We start from the raw sequence: 20348 nt of genomic DNA on the forward strand, positions 1-20348 counted from the left end.
GCAAGCGGATCAGTAGGCGAACTCGCGGAACACGTGGTCGATGTCGCCTTGCCAGGGACCGTGGAACAGTTCGAGCTTGCGCTCGGCCGGCGTCTGCCCCGACTCGGCGATCTCGATCAGGGTGTCGAGGAACACGCGCTCGTCCTGGCCGCTCGAATTGAGCTGGGCGCGGCGCTGCAGGCCACCGGCGGAGATCTTCAGCGCCTCGATCGCGAGGTCGCGCAGCGTGCCGCCGCGGAACGGCGTCTTCAGCGCGAGCCTGGGCACGTCGTCGCGCAGGGCGTTGCGCTCGGCCATCGTGAAGTCGCGCACCAGATCCCAGGCCGCATCGAGCGCCGTGTCGTCGTAGAGCAGGCCCACCCAGAACGCAGGCAACGCGCACAACCGGTTCCACGGGCCGCCGTCGGCGCCGCGCATCTCCAGGTACTTCTTCAGTCGCACCTCGGGGAACGCGGTGGTCATGTGGTCCGACCAGTCGCGCAGCGTCGGCAGCTGGCCCGGCAGCGCCGGCAGTTCGCCGCGCAGGAAATCGCGGAAGCTCTGGCCGGCGGCGTCGTGGTAGACGCCGTCGCGATACGAGAAGTACATGGGCACATCGAGCAGGTAGTCGACATAGCGCTCGTAGCCGAAACCGTCCTCGAACACGAAATCCAGCATGCCGGTGCGGTCGGGATCGGTGTCGGTCCAGATCTGCGAGCGGTAGCTCAGGTATCCGTTCGGCCGGCCTTCGGTGAACGGCGAATCGGCGAACAGCGCGGTGGCCACCGGCTGCAGCGCCAGCGACACCCGGAACTTCCTGACCATGTCCGCTTCGGACGCGTAGTCGAGGTTGACCTGGACCGTGCAGGTGCGGGTCATCATGTCCAGGCCGAGGTCGCCGACCTTCGGCATGTAGTCACGCATGATTTTGTAGCGGCCCTTCGGCATCCACGGCATCTCGTCGCGGCGCCACTTGGGCTGGAAGCCCATGCCGAGGAATCCCAGGCGCAGTTCGTCGGCGACGCTCTTGACCTCGAACAGGTGCGCGCCGACCTCGCCGCAGGTCTCGTGGATCGTCTTCAGCGGCGCGCCGGAGAGTTCCAGCTGGCCGGCCGGCTCCAGGGTCACCGAGGCCGCGTCCTTGAGCAGGGCGATCGTGCGGCCGTTCTCGTTCACGGGTTCCCAGCCGAAGCGGGTGAGCCCACGCAACAACGCCTCGATGCCACGCTCGCCATCGAAAGTGGGCGCGCGCAGGTCGTCGAAGCGGAAGCCGAACTTCTCGTGCTCAGTGCCGATGCGCCAGTCGGCGCGCGGCTTCTCGCCTGAGGCAAGCACCTCGACGAGCGTCGCGCGGTCGGTGATCGGGGTGTCGGCGGTATGGCTGGGGCTGGACAAGGTGACGGACTCGCAATCGGGCCAAGCCCGCACGCCGGCACTATAAGCGTCCGGCCGGTGGATGTCGGCCCTGCCGACGTGTCGTGACGCCCGCGTCACGCCGCCACATATGTGCTGAGGCGATGGCCGCCACCCAGATTCCGCACCGTCCGTCTCCCGAGCGCCACCGCGGCGAACGGGTGGGCTGGCTGCGCGCGGCGGTGCTCGGCGCCAACGACGGCATCGTGTCCATCGCGGGCCTGGTCGTCGGCGTGGCTGCCGCGGGCAGCCCGTATACGACGGTGCTGCTGACCGGCGTCGCCGGCATCGTGGCCGGCGCCATGTCGATGGCCGCAGGCGAATACGTGTCGGTGCGCTCGCAGGCCGACACCGAGCAGGCGGATCTGAAGATCGAGCGCAGCGAACTGCGCGATGCCCCGGAAGAGGAGCTCGAGGAGCTGGCCGGCATCTACCAGGCCCGCGGCCTCGATGCGGCGCTGGCGCGACAGGTCGCGGAACAGTTGACCGCGCACGACGCGCTGGCCGCGCACGCACGCGATGAGCTCGGCTTCACCCCCACGCTGGCCGCGCGTCCACTGCAGGCCGCAGGGGCGTCGGCGGCCGCGTTCTGCGCCGGTGCGGCGCTGCCGATGGTCGCCGCCCTGATCGCGCCTCCCGCCTATGCGGAACCGGCGATCATCTCCACGACATTGATCGCGTTGTTCATCTCCGGCGCCCTCGCCGCATGGGCCGGCGGCGCGCCGATCCTGCGTGGCGCGCTGCGGGTCGCGTTCTGGGGCGTACTTGCGATGGCTGCCGCCAGTGTGATCGGGCGGCTGTTCAACGTTGCGGTCTGAGGCGGCACCTGATGCCGGGCCGGCGCCTCAGGAGCGCGGGCCGCCGATTTCCAGCCAGCGTGCGATCACGCCGCGCGCCTCGTCGACGCCGATCTTGGATTCACCCGAGAAGGTCTGCACGCTGACCTTGTCGCCGTGTTCGGCCTGCAGCTCCTTGCGCACCGCCTGCAGCGTGTTGCCCGCCGCGCCACGGCCGAGCTTGTCGGCCTTGGTCAGCAGCGCATGGGCGGGCATTCCGTTTTCGACCGCGAAGGCGATCATCTGGCGGTCGTAATCCTTGAGCGGATGACGGATGTCCATCACCACAACGAGGCCCTTGAGCGCCTCGCGCTCGCGGAAGTAGCGGGCCAGGAACGCCTGCCAGTGCGCCTGCAGGTCACGGGGCACCTTGGCATAGCCGTAACCGGGCAGGTCGACCAGATAGCGGTTCGCATGCGACGGAAGATCGAAGAACACCAGCTGTTGGGTGCGACCGGGGGTCTTGGACACCCGCGCGAGCGCGTTCTGCTGGCACAGGGCGTTGAGTGCGCTGGACTTGCCGGCGTTGGAGCGGCCGGCGAACGCGACCTCGAAGCCCCCGTCGGGCGGAAGCTGCTGCGGGGTGTGGGCGGCCAACAGATATTTGGCGCGTGCAAATGGATTCGACATGGCGATAGCTTGGCACGACCGGCGCCGGACTGCCCGCCGCGCGGTTTGACCGGCCCGGTGCAGGCCAACATAATCCGGGGACTTGCGCCCGGCATCGGCTGGACGCGGCATCGAAGCTCTCGGAGCCCAGCAATGCGCCACGCTCGTGCTTTTGGTATCGCCGGTCTTGTGGTTCTGGCCGTGGGCGCTGTCGCGTTCGCGCAGTCCACGGTTCAACCGTTGCCCGACGCGCCCCCGGTCGAAACCCGGGATCTCAACGACAATGCCGTGGCCGAGCTGGCCGAGGCGACCTATGGCGATGCCCAGCGCGGCGCCCAGCTCGCCGGCACCTGCGCGGCCTGCCACGGACTGGACGGCAATGCCGACGCCGACCCCTCGCTGTATCCGCGCATCGCCGGGCAGAACGAGCGCTATGTCGCCCACCAGCTGGCGCTGTTCAAGAGCGGCCAGCGGCAGAGCCCGATCATGCAGCCGTATGCGATGCCGCTCAGTGCGCAGGACATGCGCGACCTGGGCGCGCATTACGCCCAGCAGTCCAGCGGCGCCGGCATCGCCGACGATGCCGTGGTCGAGAGTGGCCCCTACGCGGGCATGAAGTTCTACGAGATCGGACAGACGCTGTTCCGCAGCGGCAATACCGAACGCGGCATCCCGGCGTGCATGGCCTGTCACGGCCCAGCCGGCAGTGGCAATCCCGGCCCGGCCTACCCGCATGTCGGTGGTCAGCAGGCCTGGTACAGCGCGGCCCGGCTCTACACCTATCGCGAAGGCCAGACCCTCGAGGACAACCGCCATCTGTTCGATGTCATGGCCTCGGTGGCCAGGCAGCTGAGCGACGAGGAAATCGAGGCCCTGGCCAGCTACATGCAGGGCCTGCACCATCGCCCGGACCCGGCCATGCTGGCGGCGATCGAGGCCCAGGCCGCGGCCACGCCGGCGCCTGCGACGATGCCCGAGAACCAGCCGGTGCCGGCAACCGACCCGTCCGCGCAGCAGGCGCAGGACGCGGAGCCGGCGCCGCAGGCCCAGTGATGGGGCAGCGGCCGATCGGCCTGGCAGGCGTGCCCTCGTCAGAGCCGCGCCGCACCGCCGCGATCCCGCACCGCATGTGCGCCGGGCCAGCCATCCTCCGCCTGTTGGAACATCCACGATGAGTGCATTCCCCACCTTCAATTGGCGTCCGCTGGTGCTGCTTGCGCTGCTCCTCGGCGCATGGCTGCCGGCCACCGCCCAGCCCCATGCACCGCTCGAAGGACGCGACTACGCGTTGATCGCCGACGGCCAGCCCTGGCAGCCCCTGGACGGCAGGATCGAGGTCGTCGAGGTGTTCTCCTATGGCTGCGTGCACTGCTTCCGTTTCCAGAAGCTCCTGGATGCCTGGCGCGCGAAAGCCCCGGCCGACGTGCGCCTGACCTACGTGCCCGCCGCGTTCTCGGCCGGCGACAACTTCGCGCGCGGTTTCTTCGTCGCGCAGGACCAGGGCCTGGACGCGCGCAGCCACCACGCCCTGTTCTCGGCGGTCCACGACACCGGCGCCCTCCCGCGCAGCGGCGCCAGTCCCGAGGCGATCGCCGCGTTCTACGTCGGCCAGGGTGCGCGCTCTCAGGCGCGCTTCGCCGCCGCGATGGCCAGCCCCGCGACCGACGAAAAACTGAACGCCGCGCGTGCCTTTGCCACACGCAGTGGCGTAGAGGGCACGCCCACACTCATCATCAATGGCCGCTACCGGGTGATGGGACGGTCGCTGGAGGAGCTCCTCACGGTGACCGACCAGCTGATCGCACGCGAACGCGCCGCGCGCTGACGCCACCCGTCGAACGATTTCCTTCAAGAGAGTCTCCATGAAGATCCGCCACACCCTGCTCGTGATGCTTGCCCCCATCCTTCTCGCCGCCTGCGGCCAGCAGCCCGACCCGGCCGCATCGCCCACGCCGACGGCGCCGAGCGCGGAAACCGCGCCCGCCGACACCATGTCCCCGCCGGTCGCCAGTGCACCGGTCCGCGCCGACGACCGCGCCGAGGCCCAGGAGGCCGCGCCCAACAACAACCCGGTGACCGCGCCGCAGGGCCCGGCCCCGGTTGCCGGCAAGGACTACGTGGAGATTGCGGGCGGCCAGCCCTTCGCCAGCGCCCCCGGCATCGAAGTGGCCGAGGTGTTCGCCTACTGGTGCGGCCATTGCGCCGCGTTCGATCCGCTGGTCAACGCCTGGAAGGCGCGCCTGCCGGCGGACGTGAACTTCGTCGCGGTGCCGGCTGTGTTCAACGATCAGGACCACTTCCCGCGCGCGTTCTACGCATCCGAGACGATGGGCACCCTGGACCAGACCCACACGCCGACCTTCAACGCGATCCACATCGACGGGAAGCTGCGGCCCAATGCCGATCCGGCCGCGATCGCCGCGTTCTACGGCACCCTCGGGATCGACCAGGCCCGCTTCGCCAGCACGATGCAGAGCTTCGCGGTCAACGCCAACCTCGGCCGCGCGCGCCAGTTCGCCACGCGCAGCGGCGTCGAGGGCACACCGTCGATGATCGTCAACGGAAAGTACCGGGTGATCGGCGGTACCTCGCTCGAGGACATCCTGCGCATCACCGATCATCTGGTCGCGATGGAGCGCGCGGCGCAGTAAGCGCTTGTCGTGAACGTTCCCGACGCCCCCTCCGATGAGTTTTCGCGCCGGCTCAAGCTGCTGAGCGCGAACATCCAGGCCGGCTCCAGCACGCGTCGCTACAGCGACTACGCGACGCGCAGCTGGTCGCACGTGCTCCCGGCCGGCAAGCGCAACGCGCTCGACGCGATCGCCACGCTGGCGGGCACCCACGACATCGTGGGCCTGCAGGAGGCTGATCCGGGCAGCTGGCGGTCGGGCTTCACCAACCAGACCCATTACCTCGCCGAACGTGGTGGATTCGAGTACTGGACCCACCAGCCCAACCGGCGCGTCGGCGCGGTGGCATCGAGCGCCAACGGGCTGCTGAGCCGGCTCGAGCCCATCGAGGTCACCAACCATGCCCTGCCCGGCCGCATCGGCGGCCGCGGCGTGCTGCTGAGCCGCTTCGGCGAAGGCAACGAGGGCCTGGTGGTCGCGGTGGCGCATCTTTCCCTGGGCGCGCAATCGCGGCATTCGCAGCTGTCGTTCATTGCCGAGCTGCTGGCCGACCATCCGAACGCGGTGCTGATGGGCGATTTCAACTGCACCTCCGACCGTCCGGAGATGTCCGCGCTCTATCGCGGCACCTCGCTCCAGCCGCCGTCGTGCGCGGTGCACACGTTCCCGAGCTGGCGTCCGCAGAAGGCGATCGACCACATCCTGGTCACCAGCAACCTCAAGGCCGCCGGCATGAAGGCGCTGCCGGCCGCGTTCTCGGACCATCTGGCCCTGTCCACCGAACTGCATGTGCCAGACGCCGCGTTGCGGCGCTGAGGGTTCGAACAGTCTGTAGACGGCGGAGCGCAGCGTCCTCGTCGTGCCCATGCGGCCGACTCGCGGATGCCGACCTGCCGCCCTCACCCCAACCCCTCTCCCGGAGGGAGAGGGGCTTCCTTTCGCGGCTCACAGCTCACGCTTCGCGCGCCGGGGCAGGCGCGCCTGCCGACTCAGAAATCGATGCCCACGCGTGCGTACACGAAGCGGCCGGGCAGGTCGTAGGTCGAGGCGTCATAGCCGTTGAGGCTGCAGCTCAGGCACACCGGCGGCTCCTTGCCGGTGAGGTTGTTGACGCCCAGCGCCAGACGCGTGCCCTTGAGCCAGGCGGTGTTGTGCCAGGCCAGCTGCAGGTCGTGGTACGTGGTCGAGCCGAGCCCGTTGATATCAAGCGCGCTGTCGTCGCAGATCGCAAAGCCATTGGCGCCGCCGCAGGATTCGACCAGCCGGTCGATGTAGCGCATCGTCCACGCCAGCGACCAGGGGCCGCGGGTCCAGTCGGTGGTCAGGGTGCCGCTCCATTCGGGAATCGCGCTGTTGTTGACCTCGACGCCCGGACGACGCGGCTCCAGCTCGCCGGTCTCGTTGGCCAGCTCGTAGCGCGTGACCCACGTGGTCTTGGCATCGAAGCGCAAGCGGCCCCAGTCGCGCTCGGGCAGCGTCCATGCGGCGGAGAAGTCCCAGCCATCGGTCTTGATCGTGCCGAGGTTGGCCAGGATGTCGTCGAAGCGGATGATCTGGCCGCGCTCGCTGCGGTCGTAGGACGCGCAGGCGAGCGGATCGCGCGTGGCGATGCAGCGATCGAGGATCGCCTGCGCATCGGGGGCCTGGATCGCATCGTCGATGTGGTGGCGATAGAAGGTCACGCCGAGGTCGAGACGGTCCGACCACCACACTTCGTCGGCGAACGACGGGCTCCACACCGAGCCGATCATCAGGCTGCGGCTGCGCTCGGGTTCGAGCGCGGCATTGCCCGAGGTCACGACCGAGATCTGCGAATTGGTCTGCTCGTAGCCCGGCGGCACGCCGTCCGCGGCGCAGGCCGGCGACGGCAGGGCGGCGCCGGAACACGGATCGACGAGCGTGGCGTCGAAGCGGCTCAGCGTGCCGTAGAGCTCGCCGATCGACGGTGCGCGGAAGCCTTCGGCATAGCTCATGCGCCACAGCAGTTCGTCGACCGGCTGCCAGCGCAGGCCGACCTTGCCGGTGGTCTCGCCGCCGAAGGTCGAATAGTCGGAATAGCGACCGGCGATGCTGAGGTCGAGCGTCTCGCCGAACGCGGTGTCGCGCATCAGCGGCACGCTGAACTCGGCATAGGCCTCGTTGACGTCGTAGTCGCCGCGGGTGATGCCCGAGGGCACGCCGTTGTATTCGCCAGCGACGGTGATCGGATCAGGCGTGTAGCTGCCGTCGTACTTGCGGTATTCGAGGCCCGCGGCGAAGGCCAGTGGACCTGCCCACATCTCGAACAGGTCGCCGGTGACGTTGGCCGAGGCCAGGGTCAGCGCATTGCTGCTCTCGTCGCGGACGATCGGCTGGATGAAGGCGAGCATCTGCGGCGTGATCGTGCCCGGGCCACCGAACAGATTGAGCGGCGTGCACCCGGCGATCCCCGCACATGCGGCCGGGTCGCCCAGCGCTTCGTTGATCCGCCGGATGTTGTAACTGCCGGTATTGGTCTGCTCGGCGCGACTCTGGCTGCGCACCAGGTTCACGTCCCAGTTCCAGGTGCGCACGCCCACCGCGAAGGTGCCTTCGAGGCCACCGGCGGCATACCAGGTCTTGACGTCCTGCCGGTAGCGACGCGGGCCGCCTTCGACCGGACGGCGCCCGAGCAGGAACAGGTTCGGATTGTCGCCCTCGGTGGTGAGGTCGAAGCCGAACGGGTTGAACGGGTTGAGCGCCGAGATCGTGAGCGTGCTTTCGGCGTAGGCGTTGTACACACCGGCGTCGGTGCCGAGGAAGATCGGCTCGGGCGCGGCCTGGTTGGCCGAAGTGCGCTCGTTGTAGAGCACGCGGACATGGCCCGAGACCTGCGGCGTGAACTCGAAGCGCACCTGGCCGAACACCGACTTGCGCTCCGACGGCGTCAGCAGCAGGTTGTTGGGCGCGAAGTTGTAGCGGTTCGCGGTCCCGAACCGGATGTAGTCATCGATGGTCGTGCCGCCCGGGAAGCTCGCGTCGTTGGGCAACGTGATGTCGCAGGTGGCCGAACCGGGAATCGGCGCGCCGCTGTCGTCGGTTCCGAGCGGGCACAGACCGCCATAGGTATTGTTGCCGTCCGCAGGCGCAAAGAGGAACCGCCCGCCCGGCGTCGCCGAACTGCCATTCGACAGCCCGGTGCCGGGCACCGGCACGCTGGCATTGGCGAATTTCGACGAAGCGATTTCCCGCTGCTTGTAGTACGAAGCGCCGAGGAACCACTGCGCACGCTCGTTGGTGCCACCCCAGCCCAGGTCCGCGCCCCAGGTGGCGCCACCGAGACCGTCGTACTCGCCGTAGTGCAGGTCGAGCGTGCCGCCCTCGGCGTCGCGCCTGGTGATGATGTTGACCACGCCGGCGATCGCGTCGGAGCCGTAGATCGAGGACGCGCCGTCCTCGAGCACTTCGATGCGATCGACAAGCGCGAGCGGGATCGTGTTGAGATCGACCGCCGACCCCACGCCCGACCCGGAGGACTCGTTGACCCAGCGGATGCCGTCGACCAGCACCAGCACGCGCTTGGCGCCGAGATGCCGCAGGTCGACCGTCGCCGCGCCTGCGCCCACGCCGCCGCCGTCGGGCGGGAAACCGAAGTTGCCGCTGGAATTGAACTTGGTGTTGAGCCCGGCCCCGCTGCCGGTGAGGTTCTGCACGATGTCGGCGATCGAGGTGAAACCGCTGCGATCGATGTCCTCGCGCGTGAGCACCTGCACCGGTACCGCGGTTTCCAGTTCGGCCTTACGGATGCGCGAACCGGTGACCTGCACGGTATCGAGCGTGCGCGCTTCGGGCTGCTGAGTGGGGGTCTGGGCGGTGGCGGCGGCCGGCAGTGCCAGCAGCAGCGACAGCTGGACTGCGGCAGCGAGGCGGTGTCGAGGCATCGTCATGTGTGCAACTCCGTGGGCGGATGGTGTGCCGGAGCCCCTGTCCTGCCGGCAATTCCTTGTAACGAATCCTTAACCTCGCTGCACCTAGGGTCAACCCCAGCTTGACCGTCAGTTGGCAGCCTCACCCGCCGTCGGCAGTGGAGGCAAAGCCGCGGCCTGCTCGGCCACCGCCCGGACCAGGGTGTCAGCCGCGTCCATGTCGAAGCCTTGGGCGGCGTACCAGTCGGGCGCGTAGTAGCTGTGCGCGTAGCGCTCGCCGCCGTCGCACAGGATGCTGACGATGGAACCGCTGCGCCCCGCCGCGCGCATCGCATGCGCGGCATGCAGCACACCGATGACGTTGGTGCCGGTGGAGCCGCCGACGCGCCGACCCAGACGCGTATTGGTCCAGCGCATCGCCGCGAGGCTCAGGGCGTCGGGCACCTTGAGCATCGCGTCGACGCAGCCGGGAATGAAGCTGGCTTCCGCGCGCGGGCGGCCGATGCCCTCGATCCGCGACGGCGGTGCCGGGGCCGGGTCGCCCGTCGCTTCGCCGACGATGCAGCGTGCGTAATGGGCGAAGAACGCGGAGTGCTCGGGATCGGCGCACAACACCCGGGTGTCGTAGCCGCGGTAACGCGCGTATCGTCCGATCGTGGCGCTGGTGCCGCCGGTGCCGGCGCTGCAGACGATCCAGCGCGGAACGGGATGGGCCTCATGCGCCATCTGCTTGAAGATCGACTCGGCGATGTTGTTGTTCGCGCGCCAGTCGGTCGCGCGCTCGGCGTAGGTGAACTGGTCCATGAAGTGGCCGCCGGTCTCGCGCGCAAGGCGCACCGAAGCCTCGGCGATACCGCAGGCGCTCGGCACCAGATGGCAGCGTCCCCCGTGGAATTCGATCGCAGCGATCTTCTCCGGCGACGTCGACGACGGCATCACCGCGACGAACGGCAGGCCCAGCAGCCGCGCGAAATACGCTTCCGATACCGCGGTCGAGCCGCTCGACGCCTCGACCACCGTGCTGCCCGCATGCAGCCAGCCGTTGGCCAGCGCATAGAGGAACAGCGATCGCGCGAGACGGTGCTTGAGGCTGCCGGTGGGATGGCTCGATTCGTCCTTGAGGTAGACGTCGATGCCGGGAAAGCCGGGCAGCCCCAACGGAATCAGATGCGTGTCGGCCGAGCGGTTGAAATCGGCTTCGATCTTGCGGATGGCCTGGGCCACCCAGTCGCGCTGTGACATGGGGCGCTCGCGTGGAGGTCGACGCGCCGCATCGGCCGGCGGCGCGGCGCACAGCTTACGCCGGCTGACGGAGGCGTGCCGGGCCGTGTCGGCGATGACCGCGAAGGCGGGGTCTTCCCCTCGCGAGCCCCCTCGGCCAAAGCAGTGGACGCGTCGACCGCTCCCGGAGGGAGCGGTATCCGCCATCACCCTTCCCCGCGACTTCCGCTTCAGCCCAGACGGCGCCGCACGATACGGTCGAACACGGCGGCCGCGACCGGCAGCAGGCCGTCGTCGAAACGGAACGTCGGGTGGTGGCACATCGCGCTGTCCATGCCGAGGAACATGTAGGCGCCGGGCCACTGCTCGAGCAGATAGGAGAAATCGTCGGAGAACGGATACGCGCGCAGGTCGGTCTTCACGTGATCCGCGCCGAGCACGTCGGCGATCGCCTCGGCCGCCAGTGCAGCCTGTTCGGGCGCGTTGACGCAGGGCGGGCACGAATGCGGAATCTCGAGCGCGATGCGGCAGCCGGAGATCTGCGCGTGGCCCTCGCACAGCGCGCGCAGGCGCTTGAGCAGCTCGTCGTGCACGTCCTTCGACAGCGAGCGGATGGTGCCGCTGAGCGATGCTGTCGAGGGAATGATGTTGTGGGTGGTACCGGCCTGCAGCGAGCCGACGTTGATCAGCGCCGCTTCCATCGGATCGATGTGGCGACCAACGATCGCGGAGATGTCCACGGCCAGGCGGGCCGCGACCTGTAGCGGATCGTTCGCCCGGTGCGGCGCGGCGGCGTGCCCGCCGACGCCTTCGATCGCGATCTCGAACACCGCCAGCGACTGCAATGTGGCGCCGCTGCGCACGCTGGCCTCGCCGGTCGGCAGCGCCGGCATGTTGTGGAAGGCATAGACCTCGTCGCAGGGCCAGCGGGTCAGCAGGCCATCCTCGATCATCCGGATCGCGCCGCGCCCGCCTTCCTCGGCCGGCTGGAAGATCAGCACCACGCGGCCGCTCGCCGGCGGATGCGCGACCAGGTGCCGGGCGGTGCCCAGCAGTGCCGCGGTATGGCCGTCGTGGCCGCAGGTGTGCGCCACGCCCGGGCGCTGCGAGCGATACGGCAGCTCGCCCCGCTCGCCGGCGACTTCGTCCATGGGCAGCGCGTCCATATCGGCGCGCAGGCCGATCGACATGCCCGGCTTGCCGCTGTCGATCACCGCGACGATGCCGGTGACGCCCAGGCCCGTATGGACCTCGAGTCCGAGCGCACGCAGCTCGCGTGCGACCAGCGCCGAGGTCTTCACCTCCTCGAACCCCAGTTCCGGCCAGGCGTGGATCTCGTGGCGCCAGGCGGTCATCTGCGCCGCCAGCGCGGCGACGGGCTCGGGAATGGCGGGAAGCTTGGCGGTCATGGGAAGGTCCAGCAATAGAAGGGGCTTGCCTGTGCGCGGGGCGCAGGAAGGCGCGACGCTTGAGTCCTGCGCAGGCTCAGCGCAGTTCGATGCCGATCGCGGCGGCGGCGTCACGGGCGATGGTGCGTGCAGCGTCGACGTCGCCTGCACGCGCCAGCGTCACGCCGACCCGGCGCTGGCCGTCCACCCGCGGCTTGCCGAACAGCCGCACCGCGCTGTGCGGCGCGCGCAGGGCGACGTCGACATTGGAGAACACCGGCACGCCGGTGCCCTGCGCGAGCAGCGCGCACGAGGCGGCCGGGCCGGCCTGCAACACCACGCCGTCGGCGTCCACCGGAACCGGCAGGCCGAGGATCGCGCGCGCATGCAGGGCGAACTCGCTGAGTTCCTGCGAGGCCAGCGTGACCAGGCCGGTGTCGTGCGGGCGCGGCGAGACCTCGGAGAACCAGACCTCGTCACCCTTGACGAACAACTCCACGCCGAACACGCCACGGCCGCCCAGATCATCGGTGACCGCGCGCGCCACCTCGCGTGCGCGCTGCAATGCCGCCGGCGACATCGCCTGCGGCTGCCAGCTCTCGCGGTAGTCGCCGGCGATCTGCACATGGCCGATCGGCGCGCAGAACGCGGTGCCCCCGGCATGGCGCACGGTCAGCAGGGTGATCTCGTAATCGAAGTCGATGAAGCCCTCGACGATGCAGCGCCCCGCACCGGCGCGGCCGCCGGTCTGCGCGTAGTCCCAGGCCGCATCGATGTCGGCCTCGCTGCGCACGGTGCTCTGGCCCTTGCCCGAGGACGACATCACCGGCTTGACCACGCAGGGCAGGCCGACCGCATCGATCGCGGCGCGGTATTCCTCGCGGGTGTCGACGAAGCGATAGGGCGAGGTCGGCAGGCCGAGGGTCTCGGCGGCAAGCCGGCGGATGCCTTCGCGGTCCATCGTCAGCCGCGTGGCGCGCGCGGTCGGCACGACATTCAGGCCGCCCTGCTCCAGCGCGACCAGGGTGTCGGTGTGGATCGCCTCGATCTCCGGCACCACCAGATGCGGCTGCTCGGACTCGATGAGCGCGCGCAGCGCGGCCGGATCGAGCATGTCGAGCACATGGCTGCGGTGCGCGACCTGCATCGCCGGGGCGTCGGCGTAACGGTCGGCGGCGATGACCTCCACGCCGAAACGCTGCAGCTCGATCGCGACCTCCTTGCCCAGCTCTCCCGAGCCGAGCAGCAGCACGCGGGTGGCGGAGGTGGAGAGCGGCGTGCCGAGAGTGACCATGGATGCGGACCGGAAGGACTGGGGTCGCCATTCTAGTGGGTGACGCACCGGACCCTGGCCGCAGCCGCGCCCTCGGCCGCTGGCCCTTTCGCGGGCATGGGCCGCCTGGGTCCGACAGGCCTGCGCGCCGGGCGCCGCGACAGCCGTGCACGCCTGCACGGCGCTTCAGGCCGCCTTCGCTATAGTCGGTCGCCGCTCTCGACATGCCGATGCCGATGCCGCCGACCCACCGTGTGAACCCGCCGACATTCCGCTCAGTGCTCACGCGCGCACTGCTGCTCCTGTTCGCACTGGGCCTGCCCCTGGCCGTCTGCGCGCAGGCGCCCGACGACGCCGCGTTCCGCGCCGCGATGCAGGCCGCCGAACGCGGCCAGCCGGTCGACCCGGCGATGCGGAGCCATCCCGCGGCCGCCTGGCTGGAGTTCGCCTCGCTGCGCCGCAATCTCGACACCCTGCCGCTGGCGCAGGGGCGCGACTTCATCGCCCGGCACCAGGGCGCGCCGGTCGCCGAGGTGTTCCGCGAAGCCTGGCTGCGTGCGCTGGCCAAGCGCGAGGAATGGGCCGCGGTGCGCGAAGCCTGGGCACCGGGCATCACCAATACCGCGTTGCGCTGCATCGAACTCGACGCGCGCGCGCGCACCGGCGCCACCGACGCCCAGTGGACGCGCGATGCCCAGGCCCTGTGGCGCAGCACCGGCGCCTCGCTGCCGAACGAATGCGATGCGCCGCTCGCGACGCTCGCAGCGCGCGGCGGCCTCGACGATGCCCTGCGCTGGGAGCGCTTCGACCTGGCCGTCGCGGCGCAGGACGTCGGCGTGATGCGCAGCATCGCCCGTGGCCTGTCCGGCAGCCAGCAGGCCCTTGCGGAGGACTACGCCGCCTTCATGCAGGCGCCGCACGACCGGGCGCTGCAGTGGCCGAAGACCGCGCGCAGTCGTCTCGTCGCCTCGCACGGCCTGGCGAAATACGCCAAGGACGATCCACTGGGCGCCGAGCGCCGGCTGCCGGCGCTGGCGGAGGCGCTGGGCTTCGGCGAAACCGAGAACGGCCGCGTGCTGTACCAGGCCGCGCTGTGGACCGTGGCCTCCTATCTGCCCGATTCGGCGCGGCTGCTCAACCGCGTGCCCGCGAGCGCCTACGACGAACGCCTGCACGAGTGGCGCGTGCGCGAAGCCCTGGCGCGCAAGGACTGGGCGGCGGCACTGGCCGCGATCCGCAAGATGGGCCCGGCCCAGCGCAGCCAGTCGCGTTGGACCTGGTTCCAGGCGCGCATGACCGAACTCACCGGCGATCGCAGCGGCGCCCAGCCGCTGTTCCGCGAAGCGGCGAAACAGCCCGATTTCCACGGTTTCCTGGCCGCCGACCGGCTGGGCCAGCCGTATGCGCTGTGTCCGCTGGACTTCTCCCCCTCGAGCGATGCGCGCGCCAGGGTGGCCGCCGATCCCGCCCTGATGCGCGCACTTGCGCTGTACCGCATCGACCGTCCTGGCTGGGCGGCGCGCGAATGGGCCGACGCGCTCACCCGCTTCGACGACACCCAGCGACGCATCGCGGTGCAGGTCGCGCAGGAAAGCGGCTGGTACGACCGCGGCGTTCTGGGGCTGGGCCGCCAGCCGGAGGAATCGCGGCTCTACACCCTGCGCTTCCCGCTGACCCAGCAGGCGCTGATCGAACGCGAGTCGCAGCGGCACGGCCTCGACCCCGCGTGGGTCGCGGCGGAGATCCGCGCCGAGAGCACGTTCAATCCCAATGCGCGCTCGCCCGCCGACGCCCGCGGCCTGATGCAGGTGATGCCGGCGACCGGCGCCGCGGTCGCGCAGCGCCTGGGCCTGCCCTGGAGTGGGCCCGAGGGCCTCTACGACCCGGCCACCAACGTCGCGATCGGCACTGCCTACCTGCGCGAGAAGAAGGACATGTACCAGCTGCCCTATGTCGCCATCGCCGCCTACAACGCGGGGCCGACACCCACCGGCCGATGGCTGGCGCAGCGTCCGGACATGGACCCCGACATCTGGATCGAGACCATCAGCTATCGCGAGACGCGCGAGTACGTCGCCCGCGTGCTGGCCTTCAGCGTGATCTACGACTGGCGGATGTACGGCAAGGCCGCACCGCTGGATGCACGCATGCGTGGCACCAGCGACGCCCGTACCCGGACCTTCGCCTGCCCGGCCAGCTGACGCGCCTTGCCGCGCGGCACCGGCGTCGTGGCGTCGCCCTCTTCAGTCGCGCGAGGCGTATACGGCCGAACACGCGCTTCTGCTGGGACAGGTGGAGAGGGTCGCGGAACTCCGGCGCTCCGCGCGGCGCGGCCACCCGCGAGTTTTCGCGCGACTGATGCGCAGCCCGGCCCCGACCGCTCAGCCTTGAGCGCCGCCCGGATTGGCAGGGTCCGATCGATCGTGTTCGTGATCGCCGGGCGAGACCGCCAGCCCGTGCGCGGCGGCGCGCTCCTCCCAGCGACGGCGTGCCAGCCGCTGCATGTCGTCGACGCGATCGCTCTCGTCGACGATCTCCTGGCCGAGCAGCGTCTCGACCACGTCCTCCATCGTCACCAGCCCGCGGGTGGCGCCGTACTCGTCGACCACCAGCACGATCTGCTGGCGGCCGTCGAGCAGGAAATCCAGCAGCGCGGTCAACGGCATGCCTTCGGGCACGCTGCGCAATTCGCGCGCCAGTGGCCGCAGCGGCCCGCCGCCCTCATCGCGGGCCTCGGCCTGTAACAGTTCGGCACGCAGCACGAAGGCATCCGCATCGTCGATGTCCTGCCGGTATATGGGGATACGCGAGAACGGCGCGACGCGTGGATCCGCAAGCGCCTGCGAGACCGTGGTGTCGTCGCGCAGCGCGGCCACCACCGGGCGCGGGGTCATCACGTCTTCGGCGCGCAGCTCCGCCATGCGGAACAGGTTGCGCAGCACCCGCGATTCGCGCGGCAGGATGTCGCCGCTCCGTTCGCCCACGCCGGCCATCGCGATGAACTCCTCGCGATTGAAGACATGCGCCCGGCGCCCGCGCGAGATCAGCCGCGTCAGCATGTCCGACAGCCGGATCAGCGGGTACAGCACCACGATCAGCAGGCGCACGAAGCTGGCCACGGGCGCGGCCAGCTGGCGCCAGTACTGCGCGCCGAGGGACTTGGGCACGATCTCCGACAGGAACAGGATCAACAGGGTCGCCACTGCCGAGAACACACCGACCCAGGCGCTGCCGAAGGCATCGGATGCCTTGGCTCCGGCGCCGACGGCGCCGGCGGTGTGGGCGATCGTATTGAGGGTGAGGATCGCGGCCAGCGACTGGTCGATGCGGTCGTAGCGCAGCGTCTTCAGCGTGCCGGCCAGATGCGGACGCTCGGCCCGCAGGTGGGCGATGAACGACGGCGTGATGCTGAGCAGCACCGATTCGGCGATCGAGCACAGGAAGGACAGCACGATCGCCAGGCCCAGATAGACCAGCATCAGCGTGATGTCGAGGACGTCACCCGAGCCGGCCGTCGCCGTCGCTGCCGCCGCGGGTAGCGGCAGGGCCAGCAGCAGACCGAACCACCGGGGCGCCGGGCGTCGCAGGACGGGCACGGGAAATCCGGCTGACGGCGGGCCAGTCTAGGCGGCCGGATGTGCAGCGCATGGCATCATCCGGTGATGGAGATCTATCTGGTGGGTGGCGCGGTGCGCGACCGGTTGCTCGGACTGAGCCCGGGTGACCGGGACCACGTGGTCGTGGGCGAAACCCAGGCTTCGATGGAAGCGGCCGGCTTTCGCCCGGTCGGGCGGGATTTCCCGGTCTTCCTGCATCCCGCGACCCAGGAGGAGCACGCGCTCGCGCGGACCGAGCGCAAGTCCGGACGCGGCTACCGCGGCTTCGTCGTCGACGCCGATCCTTCGGTCACGCTGGAGCAGGATCTGGGGCGCCGAGACTTCACGATCAATGCGATCGCGCAGGCGCCGGACGGCACGCTGATCGATCCTTACGGCGGCAGGTCCGACCTCGAGGCACGGGTGCTGCGTCACGTGGGCCCGGCGTTCTGTGAAGATCCGCTGCGGGTGCTGCGCGCGGCGCGGTTCATGGCGCGTTTCGCGCCCTTGGGCTTCACGGTCGCCGACGAGACCATGGCGTTGATGCGCGGCATGGTGGACGCCGGTGAGCTCGAGGCGCTGACGCCCGAGCGGGTGTGGCAGGAGCTGGCGCGCGCACTGGCATCCCGGTCGCCTTCGGCCTTCCTGCGCACGCTGCACGACTGCGGTGCACTCGCGGTGGTGCTACCGGAAGTGGACGCGCTCTACGGCGTGCCGCAGCGCGCCGAATTCCATCCCGAGGTGGATACCGGGGTCCACGTCGAGCTGGTCGTCGACATGGCCGCGCGCCTCGCGCCGGGGGATGCGCGCATCGGATTCGCCGCGCTGACCCACGATCTGGGCAAGGCCCTGACCCCTGCAGACAGATGGCCGCGCCATGTCGGCCACGAGCACACGGGCATCCGGCCGCTCGAGGCCCTGTGCGCGCGACTGAAGGTGCCCGCCGAGCACCGCGATCTCGCGATCATCGCCTGCCGTGAGCACCTCAACGTCCACCGCATCGAGGAACTGCGCGATGCCACGCTGCATGACCTGATCGCGCGGTGCGACGGCTTCCGCAAGCCCGCACGTATCGACCAGCTGGCCACGGTGTGCGAATGCGACAAGCGCGGCCGGCTGGGCAGTGCCGAGGCTGCCTACCCGCAGGCCGACCTGCTGCGGCGCGCCCATGCCGCGGCGCTCGCGATCAATGCGCGCGAGCTGGTGGCCGAAGGCATCACCGGCCCGGCGATCGGCAAGGCGCTGCGCAAGGCCCAGATCGCGGCGATCGCCCGGTCGCGCAGTCCGGACTGAATCCCGAGGCGGATCCGCGGGCGCGCACCTGGGCTGTGCGCCTGGTGCATCGCGCGCGAACCGTCGATTCCCTAGACTTCCGGCCCCCAGGACACTGCTGCCATGCCCACACGTCGTCACCTCCTGATCGGCGCCGGCAACCTGCTGCTGGCCGCCGCCGCGTCGCCGCTGCTCGCCGCCGCCGACGACGACGCGACGCTGGATGCAGCGCTGGCCGCGCTGGAACAGGCCGCCGGTGGCCGGCTCGGCATCGCCCTGTTCGATACCGGCACCGGGCGCAGGCTGGGCCGGCGCGAGAAGGAACGCTTCCCGATGTGCAGCACGTTCAAGGCGCTGCTGGCAGGGGCGGTGCTACACGCCGTCGAACGCGGGCACGTGCGCCTGGATCAACCGGTGGACGTGGCCGCGGGCGATCTCGTCCCGTACTCGCCCTACGTGGAAACGCGCGTGGCCCAGGGCAATGCGCGGGTCGACGACTTGTGCCGCGCGACGGTCACGCTGAGCGACAACGCAGCCGCCAACCTGCTGCTGCCGCTGGTCGGCGGGACTTCGGGATTGACCGCGTTCCTGCGCGCACTCGGCGATCCGGTCACGCGCCTGGACCGCTGGGAACCGGACCTCAACGAGGCCGCGCGCGATGATCCGCGCGACACCACCAGCCCGCGCGCGATGGTCGACAGCCTGCAGCGGCTGCTGTTCGGGGACGTGCTGCGCGCGCCCTTGCAGGCAGTCCTCGCCGCATGGCTGATCGAGAACCGCACTGGCGAGGCGCGCATCCGCGCGGGCGTGCCGGCAGGCTGGATCGTCGGCGACAAGACCGGTACCTGCGGCGCGGGTACGGCAGCGGACGTGGCCGTGCTGTATCCGCCCGCTCGCGCGCCACTGCTGCTGGCGGTCTATGTGCACGGCGCCGGGGTGAGCGGGCCCGCGATCGACGCGCTGCAGGCCGACGTGGCCCGCGCCGTGCTCGGCTGAGCCGCGAACGCGCGCGTCGCCCTACTTCGCGGCCGCTTCCAGGCGCTGCTGCAACGCCATCGCCGCGGCGGGGTTGCGCGCCTTGGCGGCGGAGATGAAGAACACGAAGGTCTCGCGCGGCACGACCGGCGCGGCGTCGCGCGCGCCGGCATAGGGCAGATCGCCAGGTGCCTCGCCCCTGGCCCACTGCAACGCGCGCTGGGCCCAGGCATCGAGCTGCAGACCGGGGTAGCCGGTCGGGCTGTTCTCGCGGCTGGCCATCAGTCGCGCATAGATGAAGTCGCCGGTGATGTCGGCAAACGACGGATAGTCGCTGGAATCGGTGAACACCGTCGCCACGCCACGCGCGCGCGCCAGCCGCAGCCAGGTTTCGCTCTGGAACGACGGATGCCGCACCTCGACTGCATGACGCAGCGGCAGGCCCTCGACACTGTCGGGCAGCAGTGCGAGGAAAGCCTCGACATCGTCGGCATCGAAACGCCGCTGCGGCGCGAACTGCCACAGCAGCGGGCCCAGATGGTCGCCGAGTTCGGCGATGCCGCCTTCGACGAAACCCGCGATCTGCTTCGCAGTACCGGCCAGCGCACGCGCGCCGACGATGTGGCGCGGCGCCTTGAGCGAGAACACGAAGCCCGGCGGCGTCTCGCTGCCCCACTTCGCATAGGTCGCGGGCTTCTGCGCGCCGTAGAAGGTGCCGTTGATCTCGATCGCGGTCAGCCGGCGACTGGCGTATTCGAGCTCGCGCTTCTGCACCAGGCCCTTGGGGTAGAAGTTGTCGCGCCACTCCGGAAACGTCCAGCCACCGATGCCGGTACGGATGCCGTGGACCGGCGACGGCGCGCTCGAGAACAGGTCATTCATCGCACTCTCCGGGACAAGCCGTGGTCAGTCTGCATGCTGCGCGAACCGCAGCCGGTTGTGGTCGGGGTCGATGAGCACCATCTCGCGCGTGCCCCAGTCCGTGCTCCACGGCGCCTGCATGATCGGCACGCCGGCAGCGGCGAATGCGCGCGCGCAGGCATCGACGTCGACCACCTTGAAGTACACGGCGCCGCCCACCGCACAATCGCCGGCATGCGCGGTCAGGAAGAGCGTCTGCCCGTCGCGGGTGAGCTGCGCGAACAGCGGCATACCGGAGTCGAAGCGGTGTTCCCGGTCGACGGCGAAGCCGAGCGCGGCATAGAACGCGAGACTGCGGTCGGCATCGGTCATGCGCAGCTGCGGGATCACGGTCTGCATGGCGAAGCCTCC

General features: G+C 70.1%; 16 protein-coding genes and 1 pseudogene. 8 read left to right on the forward strand and 9 right to left on the reverse strand.

Annotation, left to right across the window (positions count from 1 at the left end; translation table 11 throughout):
* Window positions 1-9: 9 nt before the first annotated feature.
* The gene (locus tag EGK76_RS09210) at window positions 10-1374 is read right to left on the reverse strand and encodes a glutamate--cysteine ligase (RefSeq protein ID WP_096296985.1); all 1365 of its coding nucleotides are present in this window, start codon (window positions 1372-1374) and stop codon (window positions 10-12) included.
* Window positions 1375-1496: 122 nt separating this feature from the next.
* Here EGK76_RS09210 and EGK76_RS09215 point away from each other — a divergent pair, with 122 nt between their 5' ends.
* Entirely contained in the window at window positions 1497-2210 is a 714-nt protein-coding gene (locus tag EGK76_RS09215) for a VIT family protein (RefSeq protein WP_123832413.1), read from the forward strand.
* A gap of 27 nt (window positions 2211-2237) precedes the next feature.
* Here EGK76_RS09215 and yihA read toward each other — a convergent pair whose 3' ends face one another.
* Window positions 2238-2858 carry a ribosome biogenesis GTP-binding protein YihA/YsxC gene (gene yihA, locus EGK76_RS09220; protein ID WP_096296983.1) on the reverse strand — a complete coding sequence of 207 codons (621 nt, stop codon included), beginning with the start codon at window positions 2856-2858 and terminating at the stop codon, window positions 2238-2240.
* Between the two features lie 132 nt (window positions 2859-2990).
* On the opposite strand from yihA, the pseudogene EGK76_RS09225 reads away from it, so the two are divergent.
* The 4 genes and pseudogenes from EGK76_RS09225 to EGK76_RS09240 all read left to right on the forward strand — a co-directional run.
* Window positions 2991-3755 (forward strand): annotated as a pseudogene (locus tag EGK76_RS09225) (cytochrome c4); the annotation flags it as partial.
* A gap of 253 nt (window positions 3756-4008) precedes the next feature.
* The gene (locus EGK76_RS09230) at window positions 4009-4662 is read left to right on the forward strand and encodes a thiol:disulfide interchange protein DsbA/DsbL (protein ID WP_123832414.1); all 654 of its coding nucleotides are present in this window, start codon (window positions 4009-4011) and stop codon (window positions 4660-4662) included.
* Window positions 4663-4699: 37 nt separating this feature from the next.
* A complete protein-coding gene (locus EGK76_RS09235; RefSeq protein ID WP_123832415.1) occupies window positions 4700-5488 on the forward strand; it encodes a thiol:disulfide interchange protein DsbA/DsbL in 789 nt (262 codons plus the stop codon).
* Between the two features lie 9 nt (window positions 5489-5497).
* A complete protein-coding gene (locus tag EGK76_RS09240; protein ID WP_233580240.1) occupies window positions 5498-6283 on the forward strand; it encodes an endonuclease/exonuclease/phosphatase family protein in 786 nt (261 codons plus the stop codon).
* A gap of 173 nt (window positions 6284-6456) precedes the next feature.
* Here the strand turns inward: EGK76_RS09240 and EGK76_RS09245 are convergent, their stop codons facing one another.
* From EGK76_RS09245 to purT, 4 genes are all read right to left on the reverse strand, one after another.
* Window positions 6457-9372 (reverse strand): TonB-dependent receptor, encoded by a 2916-nt coding sequence (locus EGK76_RS09245; RefSeq protein ID WP_123832416.1) that lies wholly within the window; start codon window positions 9370-9372, stop codon window positions 6457-6459.
* 108 nt (window positions 9373-9480) lie between these two features.
* Window positions 9481-10593: a PLP-dependent cysteine synthase family protein gene (locus tag EGK76_RS09250; protein ID WP_123832417.1), complete on the reverse strand. Its 1113-nt coding sequence runs from the start codon at window positions 10591-10593 to the stop codon at window positions 9481-9483.
* 209 nt (window positions 10594-10802) lie between these two features.
* Window positions 10803-11981, reverse strand: coding sequence for an amidohydrolase (locus tag EGK76_RS09255; protein ID WP_123832418.1), 1179 nt, complete (start codon window positions 11979-11981; stop codon window positions 10803-10805).
* A gap of 76 nt (window positions 11982-12057) precedes the next feature.
* Complete coding sequence (gene purT, locus EGK76_RS09260; RefSeq protein ID WP_123832419.1) at window positions 12058-13254, reverse strand: formate-dependent phosphoribosylglycinamide formyltransferase; 1197 nt, start codon at window positions 13252-13254, stop codon at window positions 12058-12060.
* 209 nt (window positions 13255-13463) lie between these two features.
* Here purT and EGK76_RS09265 point away from each other — a divergent pair, with 209 nt between their 5' ends.
* Window positions 13464-15434, forward strand: a complete 1971-nt coding sequence (locus EGK76_RS09265; RefSeq protein WP_233580241.1) for a lytic transglycosylase domain-containing protein — start codon at window positions 13464-13466, stop codon at window positions 15432-15434.
* Window positions 15435-15614: 180 nt separating this feature from the next.
* Here EGK76_RS09265 and EGK76_RS09270 read toward each other — a convergent pair whose 3' ends face one another.
* A complete protein-coding gene (locus tag EGK76_RS09270) occupies window positions 15615-16829 on the reverse strand; it encodes a CNNM domain-containing protein (RefSeq protein ID WP_199730893.1) in 1215 nt (404 codons plus the stop codon).
* A gap of 66 nt (window positions 16830-16895) precedes the next feature.
* On the opposite strand from EGK76_RS09270, the gene EGK76_RS09275 reads away from it, so the two are divergent.
* Both EGK76_RS09275 and bla read left to right on the forward strand, forming a co-directional pair.
* The gene (locus EGK76_RS09275; RefSeq protein ID WP_123832421.1) at window positions 16896-18122 is read left to right on the forward strand and encodes a multifunctional CCA addition/repair protein; all 1227 of its coding nucleotides are present in this window, start codon (window positions 16896-16898) and stop codon (window positions 18120-18122) included.
* 102 nt (window positions 18123-18224) lie between these two features.
* On the forward strand, window positions 18225-19097 hold the full coding sequence (bla, locus tag EGK76_RS09280; protein WP_123832422.1) for a class A beta-lactamase: 873 nt from the start codon (window positions 18225-18227) through the stop codon (window positions 19095-19097).
* Window positions 19098-19118: 21 nt separating this feature from the next.
* Here bla and EGK76_RS09285 read toward each other — a convergent pair whose 3' ends face one another.
* Complete coding sequence (locus EGK76_RS09285; RefSeq protein WP_123832423.1) at window positions 19119-19958, reverse strand: DUF72 domain-containing protein; 840 nt, start codon at window positions 19956-19958, stop codon at window positions 19119-19121.
* A gap of 24 nt (window positions 19959-19982) precedes the next feature.
* The gene (locus tag EGK76_RS09290) at window positions 19983-20336 is read right to left on the reverse strand and encodes a glyoxalase superfamily protein (RefSeq protein ID WP_123832424.1); all 354 of its coding nucleotides are present in this window, start codon (window positions 20334-20336) and stop codon (window positions 19983-19985) included.
* Between the last annotated feature and the right edge of the window lie 12 nt (window positions 20337-20348).

Origin of the sequence: Luteimonas sp. 100069 (assembly GCF_003813845.1) — a bacterium.
Classification (GTDB): domain Bacteria; phylum Pseudomonadota; class Gammaproteobacteria; order Xanthomonadales; family Xanthomonadaceae; genus Luteimonas; species Luteimonas chenhongjianii.